Below are 25,993 nucleotides of genomic sequence, written 5' to 3'. Positions count from 1 at the left end.
ACCAAAATCCAAATCCCATCACAATCAACAGATAGACGCCGAGAGAATCAGCATGAGGTACGCCGAACTCTTTTGTCAAAGCAACTTTTCTTTTCTGCAGGGGGCATCGCATCCGCAGGAATTGGTCTACACTGCTTACAATCTGCAATATACAGCCCTTGCTATCACCGATGAATGCTCTCTTTCCGGAGCCGTTAGAGCCTATAAAGAACTTGAAAACATCAAGTCTACAGACTCTAAAAACCCTGAGTTTAAATTAATTTTTGGCAGCTATTTCCGGCTGCATGACAACATAGAAATAGTTCTACTGGCTCCCGACAAAACTGCCTACAGCGAGCTATGCCAGTTAATTTCAAAATCACGCTTAAGGGGGGAAAAAGGAACCTACATTACTTATCAAAGTGACTTGGTAGAGTTATGCAAAAACCTAATTGCCATCTGGATTCCAAATTTTATTAAGATAGAAATACCTGAAGAAATCAAGAAAACCTTCAGCGAACGGTTTTACATTGCCATCAACAACCACCTACACGCAGAGGAAAGCCTTAAGTCCAATAGAATTACTGAGCTTGCAAGAAGAGAGAATATTTCCTTGGTTGCAACCAATCATGTGTTGATGCACTGCTATAGCCGAAAGCCATTACAAGATGTACTCAACGCAAATTATCATAACTGTACCCTGGATAATCTAGGGTATCGTATTGAGCAAAATGCTGAACGTTACCTTCGCAGCTTAGGTGATATCCAGTCATTACACTCCAAAGAATCTATAGATAATACCAACTTCATTGCCAAACAGTGTACTTTTTGCTTGAGTGAACTCAGCTATGAATACCCATCAGAAGTTATCCCCCAAGAAAGTAATGCGAGCAGCTATTTAAAGAAGCTAGCTCAAATAGGAAAGGCTGCTCGCTGGCCACAGGGCCCTGAAAAGCGAATTGATGAGATTATTAATAAAGAGCTCGCAATAATAGCAGAGCTGCAATATGAGCATTACTTTCTAACCATTTACGATATAGTCCAGTTTGCCCGGAAAAATCATATCTTGTACCAGGGCCGTGGCTCCGCAGCCAATTCAGTAGTTTGCTACTGCCTATTCATCACAGAGATAGATCCTCATAAAATTGGATTACTATTTGAACGGTTTATCTCACGGGAACGCAATGAACCCCCCGATATTGATGTAGACTTTGAGCACGAACGACGTGAAGAAGTTATTCAGTATATTTACACAAAATATAGCCGCGAAAGAGCTGGACTTACCGCTAGCAAGATCACCTACCGCTTTAAAAGCGCCGTAAGGGATATCGGCAAAGCCCTTGGTATCAACGCTGCCACAATAGAACAACTTATTGCTGAACGCGCCTGGTGGGACACTCTAGATGGTTTCCCCCAGCAGATGCAAAAAGTGGGAATAGATCCGAGCAGCGCAATAGGAAAAATGTTCCCGCAGTTACTGCAGCAAATATATGGTTTTCCAAGACATCTATCGCAACATGTAGGCGGTTTTGTTATTACAGAACAACCATTACACCAGCTGGTTCCAATTGAAAATGCCGCTATGGAGGATCGCACCCTAATCCAATGGGACAAAGAGGATATCGAAGATTTAAAACTAATGAAGGTCGATGTGCTCGCCCTGGGTATGCTGACTGCACTGCGTAAATCCCTGAATTATATTGCTCTATACGGCCCCAAATTGCGATTGCAGGATATTCCCGGCGAAGACTCACAGGTCTACGAAATGATGTGCAAGGCCGATACCGTTGGAGTCTTTCAAATTGAATCTCGCGCTCAAATGAGCATGCTGCCAAGATTACAACCTCGAAATTTTTATGAGCTTACTATAGAAATCGCCATTGTCCGCCCCGGGCCAATTCAAGGCGGCATGGTACACCCCTATCTGAAACGCAAGCAGGGATTGGAGACCGTGCGCTATCCTCATAACAGTTTACGCCCAGTGCTTGAGCGCACTCTCGGTGTCCCTATATTTCAAGAACAAGTTATTCAACTATCGATGGTCGCAGCAGGGTTTAGCGGCGGTGAAGCAGATGAGCTTCGCCGAGCCATGGCCAGCTGGGGAAAAAATGGGGACTTGTATAAATTCAGGGATAAGCTTGTGCGGGGAATACAAAGTAATGGCTACAAAGAAAATTTTGCTGAGCAGCTCTTCAACCAGATGAAGGGGTTCGGCTCCTATGGCTTCCCCGAATCTCACTCTGCAAGCTTTGCGCTTTTAGCCTATTTTTCTGCCTGGATTAAATATCATCATCCAGCTGCCTTTTACTGCGGACTACTCAATAGCCAACCGATGGGCTTCTATGCACCGGCACAACTGGTTTATGACGCCCAGCGGCATGGGGTGAAGGTTTTGCCTATTGATGTATTTTATAGCTATTGGGATCACAGCTTAGAGATACAAGAGCTCTCTTCACCTCAACAAAGAGCCTCATCAAAAAATTACGATACTAAAGGAAAAACATCAGTTAATACGCCGGCAATGCCGTCCAAGGAAAATTCAGCATTCAGCAATAAAACTCCCGCTTTACGCCTGGGCATGCGTCTAATTAAAGGGCTAAAAGAAACCACAGAGAAAGCTATCCTAAAGCTTAGAGCGGATGCAAAAGTCCATTCTTTAGAACAATTTCAAGAACTTTCAAAGCTAAGCCATGAGCAGCTTTCCTGCCTTACTAAGGCTAATGCATTTATCAGCTTGACTCGAAATCGCCATAACGACAATTGGACGTCTATAGAAACCGATCACAGCAAGCCACAGACAAAATTTTTACCGCGAAATTATATAAAAGACAGTAGCGATATTGACTATAGCAGTACAGGGCTAACCCTTGGTGAACATCCTGCCGCATTACTAAGAAGGCAAAAAAAGTTTCAGAAATATACTAAAGCAAAGGACCTTACCCACTGCCGTGATCGGGAAAGAATTGAGATCATTGGACTGGTAACTTGCCGACAACGGCCCGGAAGCGCATCTGGAGTGATGTTTTTAACCCTCGAAGATGAAACAGGCTGCATAAATGTAGTGATTTATGAGGCCTATCAAACCTTATATAGAGCAGAGATTATCCATGGAGGCATATTGATTGTTCATGGGGAGCTACAAGTCTCTAAAGGGGCCAATAACAACAGTTATAAGACCACCCATGTCATCGCCAAAAGAATATCAAGTATCAGTGAGAAAAATCACCAGAAGACAAGAAATTTTCATTGAAGAGACTTCCCCTAGACGTACTCCAGTGACCTTATCGAGCAACCCTCACTCAAGTAACTCTACTTCACTTAGTAAGGGAGGAGTTTACATCTAAGTATAAGAAGACAGAAGGCTGTAAACTCACATCACTGGCAACCCTAAAGTCATTACTGCTCAAAAGGATAGATATTATAGTAGGTCGCGTTATCAACTCCCTCTTCCTTCGTAAAAACGGCGGTCCAAGCCCCAAATCGTGTTACAACGGGCAACCATAAGAAGTCTTGATCCTGTAGATCTGAAGGTAGAGATTGCTGTTCGGCCTTGGCAATAAGTTCAAAATTGTCCCTTCCAAAGGCCCTACCAGCTATTTCACCCTTAAAGCAGGGTCGGTAATATTTAGGGTACAACTGGATGTCTTTACCTTTCAACGCTGAGATAAGCAAATCTGATTTTTCCTGAGCATCCACTGGCCCCTCTGTACAGACCAGCTTTGGGCCGAACCAGGGCTTATCCGTATAGCCATTAGCTCCCGCTTTCATATCAACGGCATCCAACTCAGAGGCGGCAACAACTTCTATTCGATCTTTAACAAAAACCAGATAGACCGGCCGCGATAGTGTGACTACATACAACCCATAAATTAATGCCGCCAGCTGTACAGCTCCCACCAAAAGATAATCACGGACTAACTCACGCCTGGGCTTCTGGGGATTAAAGATCACGAGGGACATCAAAGGCCCCATAGCCAACTCTACCCCCATTACAAGCAAAAAGAGATTCGCCCCCGCCATCATGTCGGCAAGTTCGCCTGGATACCAAATCCCATAAACGGCAACCAGCATCAAAGCCGCTACCGATAATGTAATCAGAGCGTGGTAGCCCGTCGCTTTTAACTTTGCTTGTAACATCTACCTACCTTATCAACAAAAAAAGCCCCCTATAAAGGAGGCTTTTTATCACAACTTAAGCAGGATTATGCGCGACATTCAGCCGGTGCAATATTGCCTGGCAGAGTTGCCTGTGCTGGAGCATTAGCCTTACCTGCAGCGTAGCAAGTCCAGATAATTGGTGCGGTTGGGCGAGTACCTACCACTAGGGCAGCGCCTGCAGCAGTGGGAATCAGGCTCAGGGTCTCAGTACCTGCAGCGGATACACGAGTACCGAAAGCGATATCAATCTGACCAGTAGAGGTTGTTACCGCAATGGTGTTTACATTCTGGGAGCCACCTACAGCACCGTTATTACCCAGAGTCAGGGTACAAGTACCGGCAGCAGCACAAGGGGTAGTCGCAGCATTAATTGCAGCAGAGATTGGGTAACCGGCTGCAAAGCCACCGGCAGCATCCGGCACTACGTTAGCTGCGTTGTCAGCAACAATTGCGCGCGCTTCAGTAGCCAAAGTGAGGCCCTCTGCTACTCGGGAGCGAGCGGTGTAATCTTGGTAAGCCGGCAGAGCTACGGCTGCCAAAATACCGATGATCGCGACTACGATCATTAATTCAATAAGAGTAAAACCCTGTTGCTTTTTCATTGTAACCGTCTCCATACAGACTATTTGAAATAGTGAATCCCGTGAGGAAGTCGCAGAACAATATACAAGCTTTGTGCCAACGTTAACAAATACTAATTACAACCCCATCCTGCAACTGCGTTACTGATCACACATTCGTTCTCTGCATCAGATTCACCCTATGGAGATTGACACTAATCTTCGATATCCGACAAAAATTGTCACTCTTTAGCAGTTGACGGCTATACCCGAGACATTTAGTCAAGCTTTCAATTTATTGGCTCTCGTTCATTATTTCGCTATATTCCGTTCGATATCCTAAATATACGCTTTGGATGTAATGCTTTAGGCTAACCCAGCTTCTTAAGCAACAAGCATGTAGTAACCCTATACGGCAGTGTGACCAATGACAGCACCCCCTCTTAGCGGCCTAGCCAAGCGTTTGGTTGCCGATCAAATTTTTGATGAATCAACCGCGCTATCTGCCGTTAAAGCAGCCCGGCGAGAAAATCAAAGCTTTGTCCAGCATATAGCGGAAACCAAACTGGTTAAAAGCTCTGAACTCGCCAAGATCGCTTCACTGGCATTTGGCACTCCGCTTTTTGACCTCAGCAGCTATAACTTTGAGCTGATTCCAAGGGATATCGTCGACGATAAGCTTGTCATCAAACACTTCGCTCTTCCGCTGTATAAAAGGGGCAACCGGCTATTTGTAGCGGTGGCGGACCCAACCAATCTTGCCGGCCTGGATGAGATAAATTTTAATACTGGATTGAATACTGACCCCGTTATAGTCGAAGCCGATAAGCTCGCCAAAGCCATTGAGAACTACCTGTCCCAGGGTGACGATATGGGAGCAGGTCTCGATGGCATGGAGGACGAGGAACTTGATTCCCTCAATGTTGGTGAGGACGATTCCGATCGCGGCAGTGATGAGGAACCCGGTGGCGATGAAGCACCGGTAGTTCGCTTTGTGAACAAAGTGCTTCTCGACGCAATCCGCACCGGAGCTTCGGATATCCACTTTGAACCTTACGAAAAATCCTACAGGGTGAGATTTCGTACCGATGGGGTCTTGCACGAAATTGCCAAGCCTCCCATTCAATTGGCCTCCAGGCTTTCCGCACGCCTCAAAGTGATGTCCAAGATGGATATTTCTGAGAAGCGGGTTCCCCAGGATGGCCGCATAAAAATGAAGCTCTCCAAAACCAAGGCTATCGATTTCCGCGTTAACAGCCTGCCGACTCTCTGGGGTGAGAAAATTGTACTGCGTATTCTCGACCCCTCCTCTGCCAAGCTCGGCATTGATGCCCTTGGGTATGAGGATGAGCAAAAGCAAATCTATATGGACGCCTTGGCCCAACCGCAGGGAATGATCTTAGTTACCGGCCCCACAGGATCAGGAAAGACGGTCTCGCTTTATACGGGACTTAATATCCTGAACACCCCGGAGCGCAATATCTCTACCGCAGAGGATCCGGTGGAGATCAATCTCGAGGGCATCAACCAGGTCAATGTTTCAGCAAGAGTCGGACTCGACTTTGCCGAGGCCCTGCGTTCGTTCCTGCGGCAGGATCCCGATATTGTTATGGTGGGGGAAATTCGGGACTTGGAAACGGCCGAAATCGCCATTAAGGCAGCACAAACCGGGCACTTGGTGCTTTCAACACTACATACCAACTCTGCACCGGAAACCCTGACTCGCCTAATGAATATGGGCGTCCCTACTTTTAATATTGCCACCTCTGTGAGCGTTATTATTGCGCAGCGCCTGGCTCGAAGATTGTGTAATGAGTGTAAGAAACCAGCCACCCTTCCACCCGAAGTACTCGAGGCTGAGGGCTTTTCCGCCGTTACAATCCCCGAAAGCGACTGGAGCATCTTTCAGCCCGTGGGTTGTGAGCACTGTTCTAAAGGCTATAAGGGCCGCGTAGGTGTGTATGAAGTGGTTCGCATCACTGACGGCATCTCCAGAATTATAATGGAAGGAGGCAACTCTATTCAGATTGCAGATCAAGCTCGGCAAGAGGGCTTCAACAATCTGAGAGTTTCAGCACTGAGAAAGGTTGTGATGGGTGTCACCAGCCTGGAGGAGGCCAACCGGGTCACGAAGGATTAACTGCTATTAGCCTAATATGGGATTAGGCTCCGCAGTGAAATCTCGTTTTAAGCCGGTATAAGCCGCCGAGTTTTAAGATATCGAATAAAGAATCAAAAGCACTCTTCTGTCGACTTCAAAAATGCAGAAGTGAAAAGTATATCCAGGGTAACATTTATGGCCAACGCTACAGCAGTTGCATACATCTACAAGGGAGTAGACAGTAAAGGGGCTAAAATTCAAGGTGAGATCAACGGTACGAGCCCAGCACTGGTAAAGGCCCAGCTGCGCAAACAGGGAATCATCGCCAATCGCGTACAGAAGAAGCCTACCCCCCTGTTCGGCGGCGGTAAGAAAAAAGTCAAACCTGCCGATATCGCGCTGTTTACTCGGCAGATGGCTACCATGATGAAGGCTGGTGTACCTCTGGTACAGAGCTTTGAGATTGTTGCTGACGGCATGGATAACCAGGGGGTCAAAGAATTAGTTTATAAAATACGCACCGAAGTTGCCTCGGGCACGGCATTTGCTGATGCACTGCGTAAACACCCCATGTACTTTGACGATTTATTCTGCAACTTAGTTGCCTCTGGTGAACAGTCTGGCGCACTGGAAACCATGCTGGACAGAATTGCTACCTATAAGGAAAAAACAGAATCCTTAAAGGCAAAAATCAAAAAAGCAATGACCTACCCTATTGCGGTAATTGCAGTTGCACTTGTTGTAACTTCAATTCTGCTAATCAAAGTAGTCCCTCAATTTGCCACCACTTTCTCTAGTTTCGGAGCGGATCTACCCGCATTCACAAAACTGGTCGTCAGCATGTCAGAATGGATGCAGGCAAACTGGTTTATAGCCCTTGTTATTACTATTGTCGGTATTGGCGGCACGATCGAAGCCAAAAAGCGCAATAAAAAAGTGGCCGAGTTTTTTGACCGCCTTATTTTAAAACTGCCAATTATCGGCCAAATTACCTACAACTCTATCTCAGCGCGTTTCGCCCGTACCCTTTCGACAACCTTTGCCGCCGGGGTTCCCTTGATCGACGCACTTAAGTCTGTTGCAGGAGCAACCGGAAACAGTATCTATACCGAGGCTACCCTTAAAATAAGAGATTCTGTCGCAACGGGTATCCCCCTCAATACCGCGCTGCGAACATCGGGGGTTTTTCCCACCATGCTGATACAAATGACAGCCATCGGTGAAGAGTCTGGTGCCCTGGATGAAATGCTGGGTAAGTCAGCCGACTACTACGAAGAGGCTGTAGACAATATGGTCGACAACCTTACCACTCTGCTTGAGCCGCTAATTATGGCAGTGCTGGGTATTCTGGTCGGCGGCTTGATGATCGCCATGTACTTACCTATTTTCCAGCTGGGTCAAGTTGTTTAAAACAGATGATTGAAACCCTAACCTTTTACCCGGCGCTGCTCATAGGCAGCGCCTTTATTTTGGGCCTACTTATAGGCAGCTTCTTAAACGTCGTAATCCTGCGTCTCCCCGTTATGATGGAGCGGGAGTATAAGCGGGACTTCTATAGTTACTTTGATAAAAAGCCTCCTAGCGAGGAGCAGAAAGAGTTAGAAAAGCCTTTTAATCTGGTACTACCACACTCCCACTGCCCCAAATGCCAAGTTGAGATCAAAGCCTGGCAAAATATCCCCGTTATTAGCTACCTATTTCTTCGCGGTAAGTGCGGTTCCTGTGGTACCTCCATTTCCAAACGTTACCCAATGGTGGAACTGATTACCGGCATTTTGACCGCTATCGTTGTCTGGCAATTGGGCTTCACCTGGCAGGCTTTGGCTGGATGCTTTTTTACCTGGGCTTTGATTGCTCTAACAGCTATCGATTTTGACAAACAACTACTTCCAGACAGTATTACTCTGCCGTTACTCTGGGCCGGTTTGCTAATCAATATTTGGGGAGTGTTTGCTTCTCTGCAGGACGCTGTAATCGGTGCTATTGCCGGCTACCTATCTCTTTGGCTGGTGTTCCACATCTTTAAGATTGTTACCGGCAAAGAAGGTATGGGGGCTGGTGACTTTAAAATCCTGGCAGCTATCGGAGCTTGGTTTGGCTGGCAGGTGCTACCGATGGTCATCCTGCTTTCTGCCGTCGTAGGGGCTATCGCGGGAATATCCTGGAGCATTGCCGTAGGGCGGGACCGAAACCTGCCCATCGCTTTTGGTCCCTATCTCGCTGGTGCCGGCTGGATCGCTATGCTTTGGGGGGATCATATTATGAACTGGTATTTCAATATCTCTGGGCTTACCGGTTAGGCCGCCAGCTACCTACTCTCCATCCAATTGCATTACCATGACCCCGGCCAGCTATCTGGCCGGGGTTTTTATTTATACCGCAACCTTATTTATTCTTGGGGAGGGCAGCCATTGTTTACCGTAGGCTTAACCGGCGGGATCGGTAGCGGAAAGTCAGCAGCAGCTGGGTATTTCCGTGGTCTGGGCATTAATGTAGTAGATGCAGACTGGGCGGCAAGGGTTGTGGTACAACCGGGAAAGCCCGCTCTGGAACAGATAGCCCGACACTTCGGGGCCGATGTCTTACTGGAAAGTGGCGAGTTAAACCGGAGCAAACTGCGCACACTGATATTTGACGACCCAGGCGAACGGCAATGGCTGGAAAGCCTTTTACATCCACTGATTAGAGAAGAAATAACTTCCTCACTGAACGCAAATCAGGGGCCCTACGCAATATTGGAATCCCCCCTCCTGATTGAGTCAGGCCAATATGAGCTCGTTAACAGGATTTGTGTAGTCGATCTACCCGAGGCTTTGCAGCTTGAGCGCGCCAGCGCGCGCGATAACAGCCAACAGGAACAGATTCGCAAAATCATGACGGCCCAACTGACAAGGGAGCAAAGACTAGAGAAGGCGGATGATGTGCTGGATAACGCTAGTGACTTAGCCTCACTCAAAGCTCAAATAGAGCAGCTCCATCGGGAATACTTGCAGATTGCCCGGTCAAGACAATCGAACTAAGTTAATTAGAGTACAATTCCGATCCAGATCACTTTAGAGCCCAAGCTAACTTATGCCTAAATCCAGCGTAACGCCGACACTCAACTGCCCTACCTGCAAAAAGCCCATTGAGTGGAGTGATAAGTTTCCCTTCAAACCTTTTTGTAGCGAACGTTGCAAGCTGATTGATCTCGGCGAATGGGCTAGTGAGGGACACAAGATTCCCGGGGAGTCAGTGTATGACGATGTGCTGAGTGATGACCTGGACCCGAACAAGCCCCGCCATTAAGGCCATCCAACCCATTTGAACAGCTGCCTGCAAGCAGCTGTTCAAGATGAAGCTTAGGAGAAATTCCCTTTTACCGCTTCAATAATCGCTTGATTAGCATCGGGGAAGTGGAAGTTATCCAGCTCCCCAGCAGACACCCACTTGATTTCCTGCTGCTCTCGCCCGAGGGCCTCACCCGTGAACTGCGTTACCTGCCAGGTATCCAGCAGCACGGTTTTTTCAGGGTAATCGTGGCGAATTTCTACCAGAGGCTGCAACTCCTGTACTTCAATGGCCACTTCTTCAAGTAGCTCTCTATAGAGCGCCTCCTGCACAGACTCACCAGCTTCCACCTTGCCACCGGGAAATTCCCAGCGCCCCCCCATATGCAAATGGTCGGGACGGCGGGCAATCAGGATCTTGCCGTCCCCTCGGGTTACTACACCGACAGCAACATGGACAACCTTACTCACTCTACTACCTCAAGTCCGATATTCTGCGTTGATGGTGACATACTCGTGAGAGAAGTCACAGGTCCAGATGTGCTCACTGCTGGCACCGCGACCCAGCTCTATACGGATTGTAAATTCAGGTTTTGAAAATACCTGCTCTCCAGCCTGCTCTTGATATCCAGATGCGCGCCCACCGGCACTGACCACCTGTACATCATCGAGGAAAATCTCCACCTTATCGGTGTCTAACTCGCCTTGGATAGCATTACCGATCGCCATAACCAGCCGACCCCAGTTAGGGTCTGAGGCATAAAGTGCAGTTTTCACCAGCGGAGAATCACCGACTTCAAAAGCTACTGCCAAGGCCTCTTCACTGCTGAGCGCGCCATCCACTTGTACGGTAACAAACTTGGTCGCCCCCTCACCGTCCCTGACAATGGCCTGGGCCAGTTCTATATGTATTTCCGAAATTACTCTGTACAGCTCCAGGTAGCCAGTGTTCTCAGAGCTGCTGATCATCTCCCCCCGCGCACCTGTGGCCATCAAAACACAAGCATCATTCGTCGAGGTATCTCCATCTACGCTAATTCGATTAAATGAGGCCCCGACAACTTCACGCACCATTTGATCTAGCAGAGGCTGCGCCACACCGGCATCAGTGGCGACATAGGCGAGCATGGTCGCCATGTTCGGCTGGATCATGCCGGATCCTTTGGCAATACCGACAACGGCAATCTCTTCACCATTAATCATTAACTTGCGGCTCGCAATCTTTGGCCGGGTGTCCGTAGTCATAATGGACTCGGCCGCCAATTCCCATCCGGCGGGATCAAGCTGTCCAGCAGACCCCGGGATAGCAGTGAGTAACCTCTCCATCGGCAAGTGCTCACCAATGACACCAGTACTAAAAGGCAATACTTGTTCAGCAGAAATCTTCAGTGCATCTGCCACCGCCTCGCAAGTAGCCCGGGCATCCGCCAGTCCCCTTACCCCAGTAGCGGCATTAGCATTGCCGGAATTAACCACCAGGGCTCGCACTTCTCCTTTGGCGATATGCTCTTTGGCCACCGTTACTGGAGCCGCACAAAAAGTATTCTGGGTAAAAGTGGCTGCAACTGAAGTTCCTTCAGCAAGCTCAACCAACAACAGGTCATTGCGTTCCCAGTCTTTGATCCTGGCAGGCACACTGGCGAGGCGAACCCCTTCGACAGCGGGTATGGATAATTCAGGCATAAGAATAACGACTTTGGGCTATCACAGCTGCAGGTAAACCTAGACCCCAGTTCACCCAAACGGAATAGCGGAAATAAATGAGCGGCCGACATTATCAAAGCCGAAACTCAGTAAGGCAAGCCAAAAATAAACTTATCTGCGGGATTGGGATTCTTTTCCGCAGATAATTCTTTTTCCAGTTAAAAAAATACCCCTCTAAGCGGGGCATTTTCTGAATTCAAGCAGTAGAGAATTAGCTCTGGGTAGAGGAAGCCAGCTTGCCGTGACACTGCTTGTACTTTTTCCCGGAACCACAGGGGCAGGGATCATTGCGCCCGACTTTAGGACCGCGACGCTCCGGTGCCGGGGTAGCCGGCTGCTGCTCCTTGGGCTCACTTTCTGGAAGCGCCGAAGCTTGAGCGTGTTGCAGCTCAAGCTGCTGCCTGCGCTGCTCTTCCAGGCGACGCTGCTCCATCTCTTCCGCTTGCTCACGAGTCATCGGCTCTACGTGGGCAAGAATACGCACCACTTCATGCTTGAGGTTCTCCAGCATGCTCTGGAACAGGTGGAAAGACTCGCGCTTGAATTCCTGCTTGGGGTTTTTGTTGGCGTAAGCCCGCAAACCAATACCCGCACGCAAGTGGTCCATGCTGGAAAGGTGCTCCTTCCACAACTGATCCAATACTTGCAGCATAATCTGACGCTCGATAGTCGGCATCAGATTGGCATCACCGGAAGATTCACCAATGCGGGAGACTTTTGCAGCATAGGCTTCCTGCGCGGCGACAGTAATCTTTTTCCGCAGGCTCTCTTCGTGCAGAGTGCGATCTTCATCGAGCCACTGCTGAACCGGCAACTGGATACCCAATTCGCCAGAGAGCTGCTGCTCCAGGGCTGGAATATCCCACTGCTCTTCCACGCTCTGGGGGGGAATAGAACCGGAGACAATGCCGTCAACCACATCTTCACGAATGGCAGAGATCGTATCACTGATAACCTCAGCTTCCAGCAGCTCATTGCGCTGGCCGTAAATCACCTGACGCTGGTCATTGGCCACGTCATCGTATTCCAGCAACTGTTTGCGAATATCAAAGTTGCGGCCTTCAACACGGCGCTGGGCTTTTTCGATAGCGTTGGAAACCATGCGGTGCTCAATCGCCTCACCGCGCTCCATACCCAGCATCTGCATAAAATTCTTCACCCGGTCGGAGGCGAAGATGCGCATAAGGTTATCTTCCAGGGATAAGTAAAAACGAGTAACACCCGGGTCACCCTGACGACCTGCACGGCCTCGCAGCTGGTTATCAATACGGCGGGACTCATGGCGCTCAGTACCGATAATATGCAGACCGCCCGCAGCGATCACCTGCTCGTGGCGCTCATTCCAATCTTCCTTGACTTGTGCGAGCTCCGCTTCGGTCAGCTCACTACCCTTCTCCTGGGCCAGGGCTGCCGCTTCAGCCTCCCAGTTACCACCGAGAACAATGTCGGTACCGCGACCAGCCATATTGGTAGCGATAGTCACTGCACCCGGGCGACCCGCCTGAGCGATGATCTGTGCTTCGCGCTCGTGGTATTTCGCGTTGAGAACCTGGTGCTTAATTCCCGCCTTTTGCAACTTGCGGGACATTTCTTCAGAGGTTTCGATAGAAGCGGTACCTACAAGGATTGGAGCCTGCTTTTCACGACAGTGCTTCACATCCTCAATAATCGCTTCCATCTTCTCTTCCTGGCTCAGGTAAACCAGGTCATTGAGATCTTCACGTTGAATTTGCTTATTGGTGGGGATCACCACCACGTCCAGGCCATAAATTTGCTGGAATTCAAAAGCTTCTGTATCCGCAGTACCGGTCATTCCCGCAAGTTTGGGGTAGAAGCGGAACAGGTTCTGGAATGTTGTAGAAGCGAGGGTCTGGCTCTCACTCTGAATCTGCACACTCTCTTTTGCTTCCAGCGCCTGGTGCAGGCCTTCGGAGAGACGGCGACCGGGCATGGTCCGACCTGTGTGCTCATCAATTAACACCACCTGGCCGTTCTGCACGATGTAATCCACATCGCGGTTAAACAGCACATGCGCGCGCAGGGCGGCGTGCACGTGGTGCAACAGGCCCAGGTTCCCAGGGGCGTAAAGGGACTGATCTTCCTTCATCAACCCACTGCGTGACAGCAGGTCTTCGATCAACAAGTGGCCCTGCTCCGTCAGCTCAACCTGGCGAGTCTTTTCATCAACGGTGTAGTGCCCCTCCCCACCTTCTTCGGCACGCTCCAGCTGGGGAACCAACTTATTCATTGCCATATAAAGGTGGGACGAGTCTTCGGCGGCTCCAGAAATGATTAGCGGAGTACGCGCCTCATCGATCAGGATGGAATCCACCTCATCGACAATAGCGAAGTTCTGAGGGCGCTGGGTACGGTCCTCTTTGCGCAACACCATGTTGTCACGCAGGTAATCAAAACCGAATTCGTTATTAGTGCCGTAAGTAATGTCAGCCTCATAGGCCGCTTTCTTTTCTTCCGGTGGCTGCTGGGAAACAATAACTCCCACTGTCATACCCAGGAATTCATACACCGGGCGCATCCAATTGGCATCCCGCGAAGCGAGGTAATCGTTCACCGTAACAATATGAACGCCCTTGCCTTCAAGTGCATTCAGATAGGCCGGCAGGGTTGCAACCAGGGTTTTACCTTCACCGGTACGCATTTCTGCAATACGCCCTTCATGCAGGGTCATCCCGCCGATCAGCTGAACATCGAAGTGGCGCATACCCATGGCCCGGCGACCCGCTTCACGCACCGCCGCAAACGCCTCAGGCAGGATTTGATCGAGTTTTTCCCCGTCAGCGAGTCGCTGCCTAAACTCATCCGTTTTAGCCCGCAGGCCTGCATCATCAAGCTTCTGGAAATCCTCTTCTAAAGCGTTGATCTTTCCCACGACGCGTCGCATGCGCTTCAGCTCGCGGTCATTTTTTGAACCAAAGACCGATTTAATCAGTTTGCCAATCATTATCTAGAAACCACTTATCTTATTTGCGCTGTCGGCGCTAATATCGGGCAGATCGATGCACCGACGCTCCTTTATGCGAGGGGTGCAAGTAAACAGGAAGGCGCAAGCGCTGGCAACTCTTATGCCAAGCTACCAACAATTACGCGTAAAGGAAGGATAGTTCTTATCTGCCTGTGCGGCGGATATAGCTAGCTGGATCAACCGTGCGGTTGTTCTTATATATCTCAAAGTGAACATGGGGCCCGGTAGAACGGCCACTGGAACCCATCAGGGCAATAGTCTGCCCCCTCTTGACCACGTCACCCAACCCCACTTTCAGCTCACTATTGTGCCCATAGCGGGTTGAATAACCATTGCCGTGATTAATTTCTACCAACTGACCATAACCATGGCGCTCATCAGCCCAGGTGACAACACCTGCGGCTACCGAAACAACATCGGAGCCCATCTTGCCAGCAAAATCCACACCCTTGTGCCAGGTCCTACGGCCAGTGAATGGATCGGTGCGATAACCATAACGGGAAGACATCCATCCCTTGCTGATCGGGCGGCCCGCTAAAAACTGCTCGTCCTCAAGCTTGAGGTTGGCCATCAGGGATTCGAGTGTGTTCAGCTGCATTTGGCGATCTTCAATCTGATGAGAGAGATCTCCAATAACATCCAGGAATTCCGGTGGCTGATACGGCAACTCCGATGCACCTGCGATTCCGGGGTCTTCCGGCCCACCGATAGCAGGTGCACTGCCAAACTCAAACTCTCCTTCATCGAGGTTGGCAACAGAGGTTAAACGCTCACCCAGTGCATCAAGGCGAGTTAAACGCGCCTGCAACTCTGCAAGCTTAACGGTAAGAGCTGCCAGCTGCTCCCGCGCCTCTCTATCTGCTTCAGCAATTTCTTCCTGCTGTTTGCGCAGTGCGCGGCTCCAGGCCTTGGCCGTTCGGGAATCAAATAGGTCAGTTTTAGTAACCGGTAAATTCGCCCCCAGCAGAAATGCACCCACAGGGAGGCTCAGCAAGCACAACCCCAACAGGGCTTTGCTCAAACTGCCAAAATTAAAGCTGCGAGTCGCACCGCGCTCATTAACCAGGATTACTTTCATAGGAGCTGTGAGGAGTTCGACATTTTTAATTTTCGTTAGTCCCCAGCTCACAAGCCGAGGTGCCAAACCAATAAGGATACCAAAAATCTATAGGCTTTCTCTGTGAAACAATCATACAAAAAAGCCGGCACTATAATGCCGGCTTCTTGCGAAAGTATCAAACTGCCAAAATAGGCTTAATATAAGAGATCGGTGCTTCTTCCTGCTCACCTTCAAAGGTGACCATTTCCCAAGCATCCTCCTGAGCCATCAGGTTGCGAAGGGATTTATTGTTCAGCGCATGGCCAGACTTAAAGGCCTTGAACTCACCAATCAGGCTGGTCCCCAGAAGATAGAGATCGCCAATCGCATCCAGAATTTTATGTTTCACAAATTCGTCTTCATAACGCAACCCGCCTTCATTCAGAATGCGGTACTGATCAATCACAATTGCGTTATCAACGGAACCACCCTGAACCAGGCCCTTGGAGCGCAGGTACTCGATTTCGTGCATAAAGCCAAAGGTACGGGCGCGACTCACTTCCTTCACAAAGGAGGTACTGGAGAAGTCCACGGATGAACTCAGGTTACGCCCCTGGAAAACCGGGTGGTCAAAGTCGATTGTGAAGGACACTTTAAAGCCATTAAAAGGCAGGAAGCTGGCAACCTTATCGCCATCCTCTACAGTTACTGGCTTCTTGATTCGCAGGAATTTCTTCGGAGCTGCTTGCTCTTGGATACCTGCAGATTGAATTAGAAATACAAATGGGCCGGCACTGCCATCCATAATGGGCACTTCTTGCGCGGATAACTCGACAACCGCGTTATCAATGCCAAGGCCCGCCATTGCCGAGAGCAGGTGCTCTACCGTAGCAATGCGAACATCACCCTTTTCCAGGGTGGTTGAAAGGAGAGTGTCGCCGACATTTTCCGCACGAGCCTCGATTTCAATTACCGGGTCCAAATCGGTTCTACGGAACACGATACCGGTGTCTACGGGCGCTGGTTTAAGGGTAAGTACAACTTTCTTGCCAGTGTGCAGACCTACGCCAGTGGCGCGAATAGCATTCTTAAGCGTGCGCTGTTTGATCATGAAACTATCTTTTCCCCGTCGGTGGACTACGCCCCTAAGGCGCAGCAAGCCATCGATACTAGCACAATTGCGACGCCAATACCAATTCTGGGCGAGTGGTCACCACAACTGTGCACCACCTACCTATATGAGGATAGATCAAGCAAAGATTGCAGCGCCAACGCATGTCGCTATGACAGCATTCTAAGATCCTAAGCTCCGCAAGCGCTGTTAATAATTGTTAATTATTTTAGATAGTTATTGCGACTCACCAGTTCTGATCAAAATCTACACAAACGGGGCAAGGGCCCACCCATTCGACAAGGTAGACCCGAGCAAAAGCCGCACCGCAGCGGCAATACCCAGCCGGAGCCGGGCAGACATGAGCGGTGTTCTGCCTCTGCGGTACCGTTTCCTAGTCTGCCTGACGGCGCAGGAAGGCTGGAATATCCAGGTACTCCATATCCGCATCAGCGGGATTCAGGGCAGGAGCCGGGCGCTTGGGGCGCTCCGCTTCAGCACGAGGGCGCGGATCAATGGCCTCGCGGCTTGCCAGTCCCGCAGAGCTGTGGCCAGCGTGAGCGCTGTGATTATCGCGAACCTCACGGGTTTCACGAACAGGCTCGCGAGGCTCTGGGCGGCGAGTATTATCCACCACCTTCGCCGGACGCGCTGCAGGAGTACCCTCTCCAAGACCTGCGGCCACAACGGTAACCCGCATCTCATCACCGAGCTTATCATCTACCGCTGTACCGATAACCACAGTAGCTTCATCGGAGGCGATTTCCTGGACAATCTCACCTACTTCAGAGTACTCACCCAGGGTCAGTTCCTGACAGCCCGCCTCTTCGCTACCGGTGATGATATTCACCAGGATACCGCGAGCACCTGCCAGGTTGACGTTATCCAGTAGCGGGCTTCGCACGGCTTTCTCAGCCGCTTCGCGCGCACGGTTTTCACCGACGGCAGAACCGGACCCCATCATCGCCATGCCCATTTCAGACATTACGGTGCGCACATCGGCGAAGTCCACGTTCATGATGCCCGGACGAATCATCAGGTCGGCAATGCCTTGTACAGCACCCAATAAAACGTTATCTGCCTCTTTGTAAGCAGATTTCATTGTGATCTTGCTACCGAGTACTTCCAGCAAACGATCGTTGGGGATAGTAATCAGAGAATCAACTTTATCACGCAGCTCAAGGATACCCTCTTCAGCTACAACTGTGCGTTTGCGCCCTTCGATCTTAAATGGGCGAGTAACTACCGCAACGGTAAGGATGCCCAGTTCTTTTGCAATCTCAGCGACAATCGGCGCACCACCGGTACCGGTACCACCGCCCATACCGGCAGTGATGAATACCATATCCGCACCGGTTAATACCTCAGCAATGCGATCGCGATCTTCAAGTGCGGACTGACGGCCAATATCCGGGTTTGCCCCTGCGCCCAAACCGCGTGTAATTGTGTTACCCAGTTGCAGGATAGTGCGGGCCTCAACATCTTTGAGGGCCTGTGCATCTGTATTTGCACAGATAAAATCTACGCCCTCAACATCATTGGCGATCATATGCTTAACAGCATTACCACCACCGCCGCCGACACCAATCACCTTGATGACAGGCTTATCCTGTACGCTATCAACTAGTTCGAACATTGCTGTTCCCCTTTCTTGCTCATGTCGAATTTTACAGCCATGCCTAAAAAAAATCCTTCACCGGATGGCTAAATCTGGTTGCACTCTATTACAAATTTCCGCGAAACCAGTGCTTTACCTTGTCCCACCACTGATTATCGTTGCGCACAGGCTGTATTTTGCCCTCTCGAGCCTCTTCCTGCTGCATCGCATACATCAATAATCCAACTCCAGTGGAATAAATTGGGTTGCTGACGATATCCGTCAAACCTGCAATACCCTGAGGCACTGCTAGGCGAACCGGCATATGAAAAATTTCCTCAGCCAGTTCAACCGCGCCCTCCATTTTTGAAGAGCCGCCGGTAAGTACTACACCCGCCGCACACAAATCTTCGAAGCCGCTGCGACGTAACTCCGCCTGTACTAATGTAAACAATTCGTCGTAGCGCGGCTCAACGACCTCGGCCAATGCCTGTCGGGATAAATCCCTGGGCGCGCGATCACCAACGCTCGGCACCTTGATGGTTTCACCTTCCCGAGCGAGCTTTGCCAATGCGCACGCATATTTGATTTTCAAATCTTCTGCGTGCGGTGTCGGTGTGCGCAAAGCCATGGCAATATCATTGGTAACCTGGTCTCCAGCAATCGGTATCACACCCGTATGCCGAATAGATCCACCAGTAAACACAGCAATATCGGTAGTTCCTCCACCAATATCTACCATGCACACTCCCAACTCTTTTTCATCTTCGGTCAGGACTGCGTAACTTGAAGCCAATTGTTCAAGAATGACATCTTCTACTTCCAGACCACAGCGACGAATACACTTTTCAATATTTTGTGCGGCATTCACCGCACCGCTGACCAAATGGACCTTTGCTTCGAGGCGAACACCAGACATTCCGAGAGGTTCTTTTACCCCTTCCTGATTATCAATCAGGTATTCCTGCGGAAGCGTGTGCAAAATCTTCTGGTCCGCAGGAATAGCGACAGCCCTGGCAGCATCAATAACACGATCGAGATCCTGCTGGGTAACCTCTCGATCCTTAATCGCAACTATACCGTGAGAGTTCAAGCTGCGAATGTGACTTCCCGCAATCCCTGCGTACACAGAGTGAATTTCACAACCCGCCATCAACTCAGCTTCTTCCACAGCGCGCTGTATAGATTGCACGGTTGATTCAATATTAACCACTACGCCCTTTTTCATTCCAGTGGAACGATGAGAGCCGATACCGACAATATTAAGTTCCCCATCACCGGAAGCTTCACCGACAATAGCGACTACTTTAGAGGTGCCTATATCCAGTCCAACAATCATGCGCTGATCGGATACCTGTGTCATTTTCGTGCCAACCCCGCTGAGCTGCATTCTGTTTCAGGTTCTGCTATCGGACCAGAACACAGCATTCGCTTTTAAACTTTTATCTATAAAACAGCCACCCGGGCTGTCTCGATGTTTACTTTTCTTCGTCTTTCCACTGAACCGCTACCGCATTGCTGTAGCGCGTATCGACGCTGACAACTTTTTGCAAGTGCGGCGCCAGTACACCCCGACTCAAATACAGAAAACGGTGTACCCGCTCCAATAAAGCATCATGGCCAAGTTTTAATTCAATTCCCGACACTAACTCCAGATGCCAACCGCTTAGGTCGTCAAATGACAACCGCTTAACCTCCATATCCCGCGTGGTCAGTAACCCCGCAAGCGCGCGGTATTGCAGCATAATCCGCTCTACCAATTCTTCATCCCCGGCAAGCTCGGGCAGGGACTGAACCCCCATATGTGACGGACGCGGCAGCAGATCCCCACTCGCTACCAACAATTTATCTTTACCCCAGGTCGCGAGAGGTTGTGCTTCAGTGATATCAACCTCAACACCCTTCGGCCAACGCCTGCTCACCGAGGCGGAAGTAATCCAGGGGTTAGACAGTAATGTCTGCTGCATCGCCTGAATGTCCGCTGAAAAAAAGCCCGCTTTCAAGTGAGGAAGAAGCACCTCTCTTAACTCTTCTTCAGTTACCGCATTAAAAGCCCCGCGTACTTCAACTTGCTCCAGGGCATCAACATTACTCAACTCAACCGATGGCACCCATCGCCATAACCAAACTGCACCATAGAGCAAAGCACTAAAGCCTGCGAACATCACCAATAAAAAAAAACACCGCTTCCAGTTCAGACGAAGCTTCTCGGGATCATCGGTTCCAAGAGGGCTCGCTCCGCGAGCTGTCTTTTTTTTTCTCCCGGCTGATTTCGTTCCAGCTCCTTTCACTAGCTACTTAGCCCTCGCCGCTGCGCTCGCCCAAGCGCCAATCAGCCAACCTTTGCGAAAGTGCTCCGACGTTGCCAGCTCCCTGGGTCAGGACAATATCACCTGGCTCCAACAGATCAGCTAATACCGGGGGAACCTGATCGATAGTTTCCATAAAAATCGGATCTACCTGTCCCCTGTTGCGTAAACTTCGCGCAAGCGTTCTGCCATCGGCACCGGCAATTGGCGCTTCACCCGCACTGTATACATCCAGCAAAATCAACTTATCCACTTCAGAGAGGACCTGAACAAAGTCTTCAAACAAGTCCCGTGTACGGGTATAGCGGTGGGGCTGATAAATCATTACCAAGCGACGATCCGGCCAGCCATCTCGAACTGTCTTTACAGTAGCGGCTACCTCACGTGGGTGGTGGCCGTAGTCATCTACCAACATCACCTTATCAGCTTCGGTATCATCGCTAACGGCATAATCACCGTAGATCTGGAATCGACGACCAACGCCCTGGAAGCCTATTAGACCTTGGCGAATTGCTTCATCACTAACGCCTTCATCACTAGCTACAGCAATTGCTGCAGTCGCATTGAGAACATTGTGAATACCCGGTGTATTCACAGAAACCTGCAATAGATCACCTTTGGGTCTCTGTACCGTGAAATGGCTGCGCAGAGGTTCCTGCTTTACTTCAACGATGCGGTAGTCATTACCCTCATCAAATCCATAGGTCAGAACCGGGCGGGAAAACTTGGGGATGACTTCCTGAACATTGGTATCATCCCCGCAAACTACCGCCAGACCGTAAAATGGCAGGTTGTGTACAAAATCAATAAAGATCTGTTTCACCTTTTCGAAGTCGCCACCATAAGTTTCCATATGGTCCGCATCGATATTGGTAATCACCGTCACCATCGGCTGTAAGTGAATAAAAGACGCATCGCTCTCATCAGCTTCAGCCACTAGATAGCGACTTTCGCCCAAGGCAGCATTGGCACCGGCAGCGTTGACCAGGCCACCGATAACAAAGGTCGGATCTTTTTTATCTGCTGCAAAGATTGAGGCGATTAAGCTGGTCGTGGTGGTCTTTCCGTGGGTTCCCGCCACAGCAATGCCATAGCGATAGCGCATCAGTTCACCGAGCATTTCGGCACGGCGTACAATAGGGATTCTCTTTTCTCTCGCTTCAATCAGCTCCGGGTTATCGCCATGTACGGCAGAGGAGTTAACAACAACATCAACGCCGCGAACATTTTCCTCGCTGTGTCCGATTTGGACCTTAACCCCTAATTTGCGCAATCTATCAGTAACCGCAGATTCACGCAGGTCAGAACCTGAGACTTCGTAGCCCTGGTTCTGCAATACCTCTGCAATGCCGCTCATACCGGCACCACCGATCCCAATAAAGTGGATACGGCGGATACGGCGCATGGCCGGTACCGCATAACTTTTATCTTCGTTTGTCCGCACTGAAGACATTACTTTAACCTTCGTCCACTTATTCTGTGTTACCTGGCCGAGGCCAGCTCTTCTCTGCAAGCGTTAACCACTTGCTCAGTCGCATCAGTTTTTGCCGCGCGCCGCGCGGAGGTCGCCATTTGCAATAGTTTCTGACGATCTTCTAACAGGCTTTGTAACAAGCCGGATAACTTCTGCTCGTCCATTTCCCGCTGCTGCATAACAATCGCTCCGCCAGCATTTTGCAACCACTCGCCATTACGCGTTTGATGATCATCAATTGCAAAGGGGAAAGGCACCATGATTGCACCGACTCCCGCCGCTGAAATTTCAGAAACAGTCAAAGCCCCGGAACGGCAAATAATCAGGTCCGCAGAGCGGTAGGCCTCAGCCATATCCGCAATAAAAGGGAGCACCTCAGCTTCTACTGCCGCCTCTTTATAGGCGTCTTTGGCAGCCTGAAGGTGGCGCTCTCCAGCCTGGTGGACCACTACCGGGCGCAGGGAGGGTTTCAGCAATGCGATTGCCTTAGGAACCAGTTCATTAATTGCTACAGCACCGAGACTACCGCCCAATACCAAAAGGCGCAGAGACGACTGGCTGCCAATTCGTGTTTCTGGCTCAGGCAATTCTGCAATTTCTTTGCGCACTGGATTACCCACCTGCCTGGCACCGGGTAACCCACTGGGAAATGCTTCAAGCACTTGGCTGGAAATCCGCGCTAACAAGCGGTTTGTCGTTCCGGCAACAGCATTTTGCTCGTGAATAATCAACGGTATCCCCCTGAGACGGGCTGCAACGCCCCCTGGGCCGGTCGCAAAGCCGCCAAAGCCGAGTACTGCATCAGGTTGTACCTGCTTAACAACTGTCCTGGCCTGAGCAATTGCCCGCAAAATTTGCAACGGGGCTTTAAGTAAGGCCAACTTTCCCTTCCCCCGAATACCCTCCACTTTAATGCAGTGCAAAAGAATATTCGCCGCAGGTATTAAACGGGATTCAATCCCACGGGCAGTACCTAACCACTCGACAACAGCTCCCTGCTCTTGCAACGCTTTAGCCACAGCCAACGCTGGGAACACATGACCGCCGGTACCACCGGCCATCAGCAAAAACTTCTTTCCAGAAAAACGCTTATTTACTTCAGACATCAAACCGTTTCTCCGTTGCTGCCCTTCACACTGAACTTGGTTGAATGGAATATTGGCAGCTGACGCAAAAGCTCAAGCCCCCCGCTTCCGTTTTCAGCAGGCTCTTTTAGTTCAGCCCGAATCCGCATCGCCAAGCCAAGTAATGCACAACATACAATCAGGCTGCTGCCACCAGAGCTGACAAATGGCAGCGTTAGCCCTTTAGTCGGCAACAGGCCTGAAGCAACGCCCATATTCACGAAAGCTTGTCCTGCCAATAGCACTGCCATACCAAAAGCTAGAAGTGCAACGAAAAATTTCTCCTGCACCAGGGCCTCTTTTACCAGGCGGAGCAGTGAGTAGGTGAGAACAACAAAAAGCCCTACCAGCACTACGCCACCCAACATTCCCCATTCCTCTGCCAGAATGGCAAAAATAAAATCCGTATGAGCCTCAGGCAGATAAAACAGTTTCTGCACACTATTGCCCAAACCAACTCCAAACCACTCTCCGCGACCAAATGCAATCAGGGACTGGGTAAGTTGGTAGCCACTGGCAAACTGATCCCCCCAAGGATCCAGAAACGTCAGCAATCGCTGTAAGCGATAGGGACTCATCAGTGCCATTAACGCCAGTCCACTCGCAGCCGCAGCTACCAATAAAAAAGTATGGGGGAGGCGCGCTCCCGCCAAAAAAACCATTGCCAGCACGGTGCCTGAAATTACAACCACCGAACCGAAGTCCGGCTGTAAAAGCAGTAACAGAGCAACCGTTGCGAGAATCACCACTGGCACCATAAAGCTGGTCCAATGGCGTAGTTGCTTATTTCGACGTGTTAAAAAACTGGCAAAAAAAACTAGCAGACAGAACTTAGCCACTTCCGCGGGTTGCACAGTTATGCCTGCAAATACCAGCCAACGCCGGCTACCGTTCACCTCCCGTCCAATCCCCGGCACAAGCACTGCAATCAATAACAGGCAAGCAAACAGTAATAATGGCCAGGACAGTCGCGACCAAATTGACAGGGGAATCTGACTAACGACAAATCCAGCTAATCCGCCAACCATCAAAAAAGCCAAATGACGCCTGAGGAAATACCAGGGGTCACCATAAATATCCGTAGCGAAGGCGATAGATGCTGAAGCAACCATCACCACACCGATGCTAGCCAGAACCAGAACACTGAGTAGCAGCAGCCCATCCTGCCATTCACTACCTTGAGCCTTGATAACCTGAGCACTCAAAGGGAGTCACCAGCGGTATCGCATAATTCCAGAACGGCCTGGCGAAAATCATCACCGCGGGCTTCAAAGTTCTGGTACATATCAAAGCTGGCACATGCCGGTGATAACAATACATAGTCACCGCCATTGGCTAATTGTCTGGCCTCAACGACGGCCTCTGCCATTGTGCTAGCCCTGCGAATCTCACACAGGCCATCAAAGACACCTGCTATTTTGTCTCCATCTACACCGATACAAACCAGAGCCCGGAGTGCTCTTGCACTTTTCCGTAAGGGGGCAAAATCAGCACCCTTGCCATCCCCTCCAGCAATAAGCACTATTTTACTGGTTGCCGTAGCCAAGCCATCCAATGCCGCCTGGGTTGCTCCTACATTGGTGCCTTTTGAATCGTTAACATAAACAACATCTTCAAAATCAGCCACGCGCTCACAGCGATGTTTCAACCCGCGAAAGTTGCGTAAAACTTTTAGCATCGCCTCAGTGGGCAGGTCCAGTGCATAGCCCATTGCCAGGGCTGCCAAACCATTGGCAATATTATGCTTACCCACCATAGCCAAATCGGCCACAGGCATTAAAACTTCTGTGCCTCGAGCCAACCAGTTCTGCCCCTCATGCAAGCGCAGGCCAAACTGATTGAGATCCGGCTGATCAAGCCCAAAACTCCACTCCCGTCTCTCTCGGGAAAGAGGCCCCTGGGATAAAGGGTCCGCGCGATTTATCACGAACTGATCCGCTCCGCGATAAATACGCTGCTTGGCCCGGTGGTACTCCACCATACTGGGGTAGCGGTCCATATGGTCCGCGCTCATATTTAAAATGGTGGCTACAGTAGGCGCCAGCGAGTAGGTGGTTTCCAATTGAAAACTGGAAAGCTCCAAAACAAAGATGTCCGGCAGAGGTTTCTCAAGCAAATCCAGCACCGGTACACCGATATTGCCACCCACATCAACTATCAGCCCCGCTTCTTCAACCATCTCCCCCAGGAGTGTGGTCACTGTACTCTTTCCGTTGGAGCCGGTGATCGCGGCGAGCTTTGCTGTCGACTGCATCCGAGTCAGAGCCTGGGCAAATAACTCAATATCCCCAACCACAGGAATCCCATCCGCAATCGCCTGCTGCAATACGGGTTCAGCAAGCGCAACTCCGGGGCTGGCAATAATCAAGCTCGCCGCGAGTATTGTCCCCGGGCGCAATGGACCTGTTTCCACCGCAACCTCTGGGAACTCCTGACGAAAAGCTTCGAGCCCCGGCGGGTTATCGCGACTGTCTGCCACGACCGGCGTATGGCCGTGACGCAGCAGGTAGCGCACCACCGACTTTCCGGTAGCGCCAAGACCTATTACCACTTTCTGCTGTGAAGAAGTCGCGATCAGGCTCATT

The 25,993-nt window shown here is 50.2% G+C and carries 20 protein-coding genes; 6 read left to right on the top strand and 14 right to left on the bottom strand.

Features of this window, described 5'->3' with window-relative positions; translation table 11 throughout:
- Nucleotides 1-52 precede the first annotated feature (52 nt).
- A complete protein-coding gene (locus ACJJIS_RS04505) occupies nt 53-3,229 on the top strand; it encodes an error-prone DNA polymerase (RefSeq protein ID WP_475709572.1) in 3,177 nt (1,058 codons plus the stop codon).
- Between the two features lie 146 nt (nt 3,230-3,375).
- Here ACJJIS_RS04505 and ACJJIS_RS04500 read toward each other — a convergent pair whose 3' ends face one another.
- On the bottom strand, nt 3,376-4,116 hold the full coding sequence (locus ACJJIS_RS04500; RefSeq protein WP_475709571.1) for a hypothetical protein: 741 nt from the start codon (nt 4,114-4,116) through the stop codon (nt 3,376-3,378).
- A gap of 65 nt (nt 4,117-4,181) precedes the next feature.
- The gene (locus tag ACJJIS_RS04495; protein WP_475709570.1) at nt 4,182-4,739 is read right to left on the bottom strand and encodes a pilin; all 558 of its coding nucleotides are present in this window, start codon (nt 4,737-4,739) and stop codon (nt 4,182-4,184) included.
- A 385-nt stretch (nt 4,740-5,124) separates the two neighbouring features.
- Here ACJJIS_RS04495 and pilB point away from each other — a divergent pair, with 385 nt between their 5' ends.
- The 5 genes from pilB (at nt 5,125) to yacG (ending at nt 10,086) form a co-directional block, all read left to right on the top strand.
- Nucleotides 5,125-6,837, top strand: a complete 1,713-nt coding sequence (gene pilB / locus ACJJIS_RS04490; RefSeq protein WP_475709569.1) for a type IV-A pilus assembly ATPase PilB — start codon at nt 5,125-5,127, stop codon at nt 6,835-6,837.
- A gap of 156 nt (nt 6,838-6,993) precedes the next feature.
- Nucleotides 6,994-8,208 carry a type II secretion system F family protein gene (locus ACJJIS_RS04485; protein WP_445361280.1) on the top strand — a complete coding sequence of 405 codons (1,215 nt, stop codon included), beginning with the start codon at nt 6,994-6,996 and terminating at the stop codon, nt 8,206-8,208.
- A 5-nt stretch (nt 8,209-8,213) separates the two neighbouring features.
- Nucleotides 8,214-9,098 (top strand): prepilin peptidase, encoded by an 885-nt coding sequence (locus tag ACJJIS_RS04480; protein WP_475709568.1) that lies wholly within the window; start codon nt 8,214-8,216, stop codon nt 9,096-9,098.
- A gap of 111 nt (nt 9,099-9,209) precedes the next feature.
- The gene (coaE, locus tag ACJJIS_RS04475) at nt 9,210-9,818 is read left to right on the top strand and encodes a dephospho-CoA kinase (protein ID WP_475709567.1); all 609 of its coding nucleotides are present in this window, start codon (nt 9,210-9,212) and stop codon (nt 9,816-9,818) included.
- Nucleotides 9,819-9,870: 52 nt separating this feature from the next.
- Nucleotides 9,871-10,086 carry a DNA gyrase inhibitor YacG gene (gene yacG / locus ACJJIS_RS04470; protein ID WP_108734183.1) on the top strand — a complete coding sequence of 72 codons (216 nt, stop codon included), beginning with the start codon at nt 9,871-9,873 and terminating at the stop codon, nt 10,084-10,086.
- A 53-nt stretch (nt 10,087-10,139) separates the two neighbouring features.
- Here yacG and mutT read toward each other — a convergent pair whose 3' ends face one another.
- The 12 genes from mutT to murD form a co-directional block, all read right to left on the bottom strand.
- Nucleotides 10,140-10,538 carry an 8-oxo-dGTP diphosphatase MutT gene (mutT, locus tag ACJJIS_RS04465; protein ID WP_475709566.1) on the bottom strand — a complete coding sequence of 133 codons (399 nt, stop codon included), beginning with the start codon at nt 10,536-10,538 and terminating at the stop codon, nt 10,140-10,142.
- A 9-nt stretch (nt 10,539-10,547) separates the two neighbouring features.
- Nucleotides 10,548-11,750, bottom strand: coding sequence for a bifunctional glutamate N-acetyltransferase/amino-acid acetyltransferase ArgJ (gene argJ / locus ACJJIS_RS04460; protein WP_475709565.1), 1,203 nt, complete (start codon nt 11,748-11,750; stop codon nt 10,548-10,550).
- A gap of 232 nt (nt 11,751-11,982) precedes the next feature.
- Nucleotides 11,983-14,733 (bottom strand): preprotein translocase subunit SecA, encoded by a 2,751-nt coding sequence (gene secA, locus ACJJIS_RS04455; protein ID WP_475709564.1) that lies wholly within the window; start codon nt 14,731-14,733, stop codon nt 11,983-11,985.
- Nucleotides 14,734-14,896: 163 nt separating this feature from the next.
- Nucleotides 14,897-15,832: a M23 family metallopeptidase gene (locus ACJJIS_RS04450; RefSeq protein ID WP_413663007.1), complete on the bottom strand. Its 936-nt coding sequence runs from the start codon at nt 15,830-15,832 to the stop codon at nt 14,897-14,899.
- A 157-nt stretch (nt 15,833-15,989) separates the two neighbouring features.
- Complete coding sequence (gene lpxC / locus ACJJIS_RS04445; RefSeq protein WP_475709563.1) at nt 15,990-16,904, bottom strand: UDP-3-O-acyl-N-acetylglucosamine deacetylase; 915 nt, start codon at nt 16,902-16,904, stop codon at nt 15,990-15,992.
- A gap of 394 nt (nt 16,905-17,298) precedes the next feature.
- Nucleotides 17,299-18,540 (bottom strand): cell division protein FtsZ, encoded by a 1,242-nt coding sequence (gene ftsZ, locus ACJJIS_RS04440; RefSeq protein WP_413663008.1) that lies wholly within the window; start codon nt 18,538-18,540, stop codon nt 17,299-17,301.
- Nucleotides 18,541-18,628: 88 nt separating this feature from the next.
- Nucleotides 18,629-19,864: a cell division protein FtsA gene (gene ftsA / locus ACJJIS_RS04435; protein WP_282933862.1), complete on the bottom strand. Its 1,236-nt coding sequence runs from the start codon at nt 19,862-19,864 to the stop codon at nt 18,629-18,631.
- A 115-nt stretch (nt 19,865-19,979) separates the two neighbouring features.
- Complete coding sequence (locus tag ACJJIS_RS04430) at nt 19,980-20,666, bottom strand: cell division protein FtsQ/DivIB (RefSeq protein WP_413665884.1); 687 nt, start codon at nt 20,664-20,666, stop codon at nt 19,980-19,982.
- A 133-nt stretch (nt 20,667-20,799) separates the two neighbouring features.
- A complete protein-coding gene (gene murC, locus ACJJIS_RS04425) occupies nt 20,800-22,263 on the bottom strand; it encodes a UDP-N-acetylmuramate--L-alanine ligase (protein WP_475709562.1) in 1,464 nt (487 codons plus the stop codon).
- A 29-nt stretch (nt 22,264-22,292) separates the two neighbouring features.
- On the bottom strand, nt 22,293-23,390 hold the full coding sequence (gene murG / locus ACJJIS_RS04420; protein ID WP_475709561.1) for an undecaprenyldiphospho-muramoylpentapeptide beta-N-acetylglucosaminyltransferase: 1,098 nt from the start codon (nt 23,388-23,390) through the stop codon (nt 22,293-22,295).
- On the bottom strand, nt 23,390-24,613 hold the full coding sequence (gene ftsW, locus ACJJIS_RS04415; RefSeq protein WP_475709560.1) for a putative lipid II flippase FtsW: 1,224 nt from the start codon (nt 24,611-24,613) through the stop codon (nt 23,390-23,392). The genes murG and ftsW overlap by 1 nt, the downstream gene beginning before the upstream one ends.
- Nucleotides 24,610-25,992 carry a UDP-N-acetylmuramoyl-L-alanine--D-glutamate ligase gene (gene murD / locus ACJJIS_RS04410; RefSeq protein ID WP_475709559.1) on the bottom strand — a complete coding sequence of 461 codons (1,383 nt, stop codon included), beginning with the start codon at nt 25,990-25,992 and terminating at the stop codon, nt 24,610-24,612. The genes ftsW and murD overlap by 4 nt, the downstream gene beginning before the upstream one ends.
- Nucleotide 25,993 lies beyond the last annotated feature (1 nt).

It is taken from the genome of Microbulbifer maximicatervae (SeqCode) (assembly GCF_056231245.1).
Note: the sequence above shows the minus strand (reverse complement) of the source record. Positions and strands in the feature narration are given on the sequence as shown.

Coding starts and splice junctions, on each gene's coding strand:
- ACJJIS_RS04505 (WP_475709572.1), top strand. CDS start 53: ATGAGGTACGCCGAACTCTTTTGTCAAAGCAACTTTTCTTTTCTGCAG.
- ACJJIS_RS04500 (WP_475709571.1), bottom strand. CDS start 4,116: ATGTTACAAGCAAAGTTAAAAGCGACGGGCTACCACGCTCTGATTACA.
- ACJJIS_RS04495 (WP_475709570.1), bottom strand. CDS start 4,739: ATGAAAAAGCAACAGGGTTTTACTCTTATTGAATTAATGATCGTAGTC.
- pilB (WP_475709569.1), top strand. CDS start 5,125: ATGACAGCACCCCCTCTTAGCGGCCTAGCCAAGCGTTTGGTTGCCGAT.
- ACJJIS_RS04485 (WP_445361280.1), top strand. CDS start 6,994: ATGGCCAACGCTACAGCAGTTGCATACATCTACAAGGGAGTAGACAGT.
- ACJJIS_RS04480 (WP_475709568.1), top strand. CDS start 8,214: ATGATTGAAACCCTAACCTTTTACCCGGCGCTGCTCATAGGCAGCGCC.
- yacG (WP_108734183.1), top strand. CDS start 9,871: ATGCCTAAATCCAGCGTAACGCCGACACTCAACTGCCCTACCTGCAAA.
- argJ (WP_475709565.1), bottom strand. CDS start 11,750: ATGCCTGAATTATCCATACCCGCTGTCGAAGGGGTTCGCCTCGCCAGT.
- secA (WP_475709564.1), bottom strand. CDS start 14,733: ATGATTGGCAAACTGATTAAATCGGTCTTTGGTTCAAAAAATGACCGC.
- ACJJIS_RS04450 (WP_413663007.1), bottom strand. CDS start 15,832: ATGAAAGTAATCCTGGTTAATGAGCGCGGTGCGACTCGCAGCTTTAAT.
- lpxC (WP_475709563.1), bottom strand. CDS start 16,904: ATGATCAAACAGCGCACGCTTAAGAATGCTATTCGCGCCACTGGCGTA.
- ftsZ (WP_413663008.1), bottom strand. CDS start 18,540: ATGTTCGAACTAGTTGATAGCGTACAGGATAAGCCTGTCATCAAGGTG.
- ftsA (WP_282933862.1), bottom strand. CDS start 19,864: ATGACACAGGTATCCGATCAGCGCATGATTGTTGGACTGGATATAGGC.
- ACJJIS_RS04430 (WP_413665884.1), bottom strand. CDS start 20,666: ATGTTCGCAGGCTTTAGTGCTTTGCTCTATGGTGCAGTTTGGTTATGG.
- murC (WP_475709562.1), bottom strand. CDS start 22,263: ATGTCTTCAGTGCGGACAAACGAAGATAAAAGTTATGCGGTACCGGCC.
- murG (WP_475709561.1), bottom strand. CDS start 23,390: ATGTCTGAAGTAAATAAGCGTTTTTCTGGAAAGAAGTTTTTGCTGATG.
- murD (WP_475709559.1), bottom strand. CDS start 25,992: ATGAGCCTGATCGCGACTTCTTCACAGCAGAAAGTGGTAATAGGTCTT.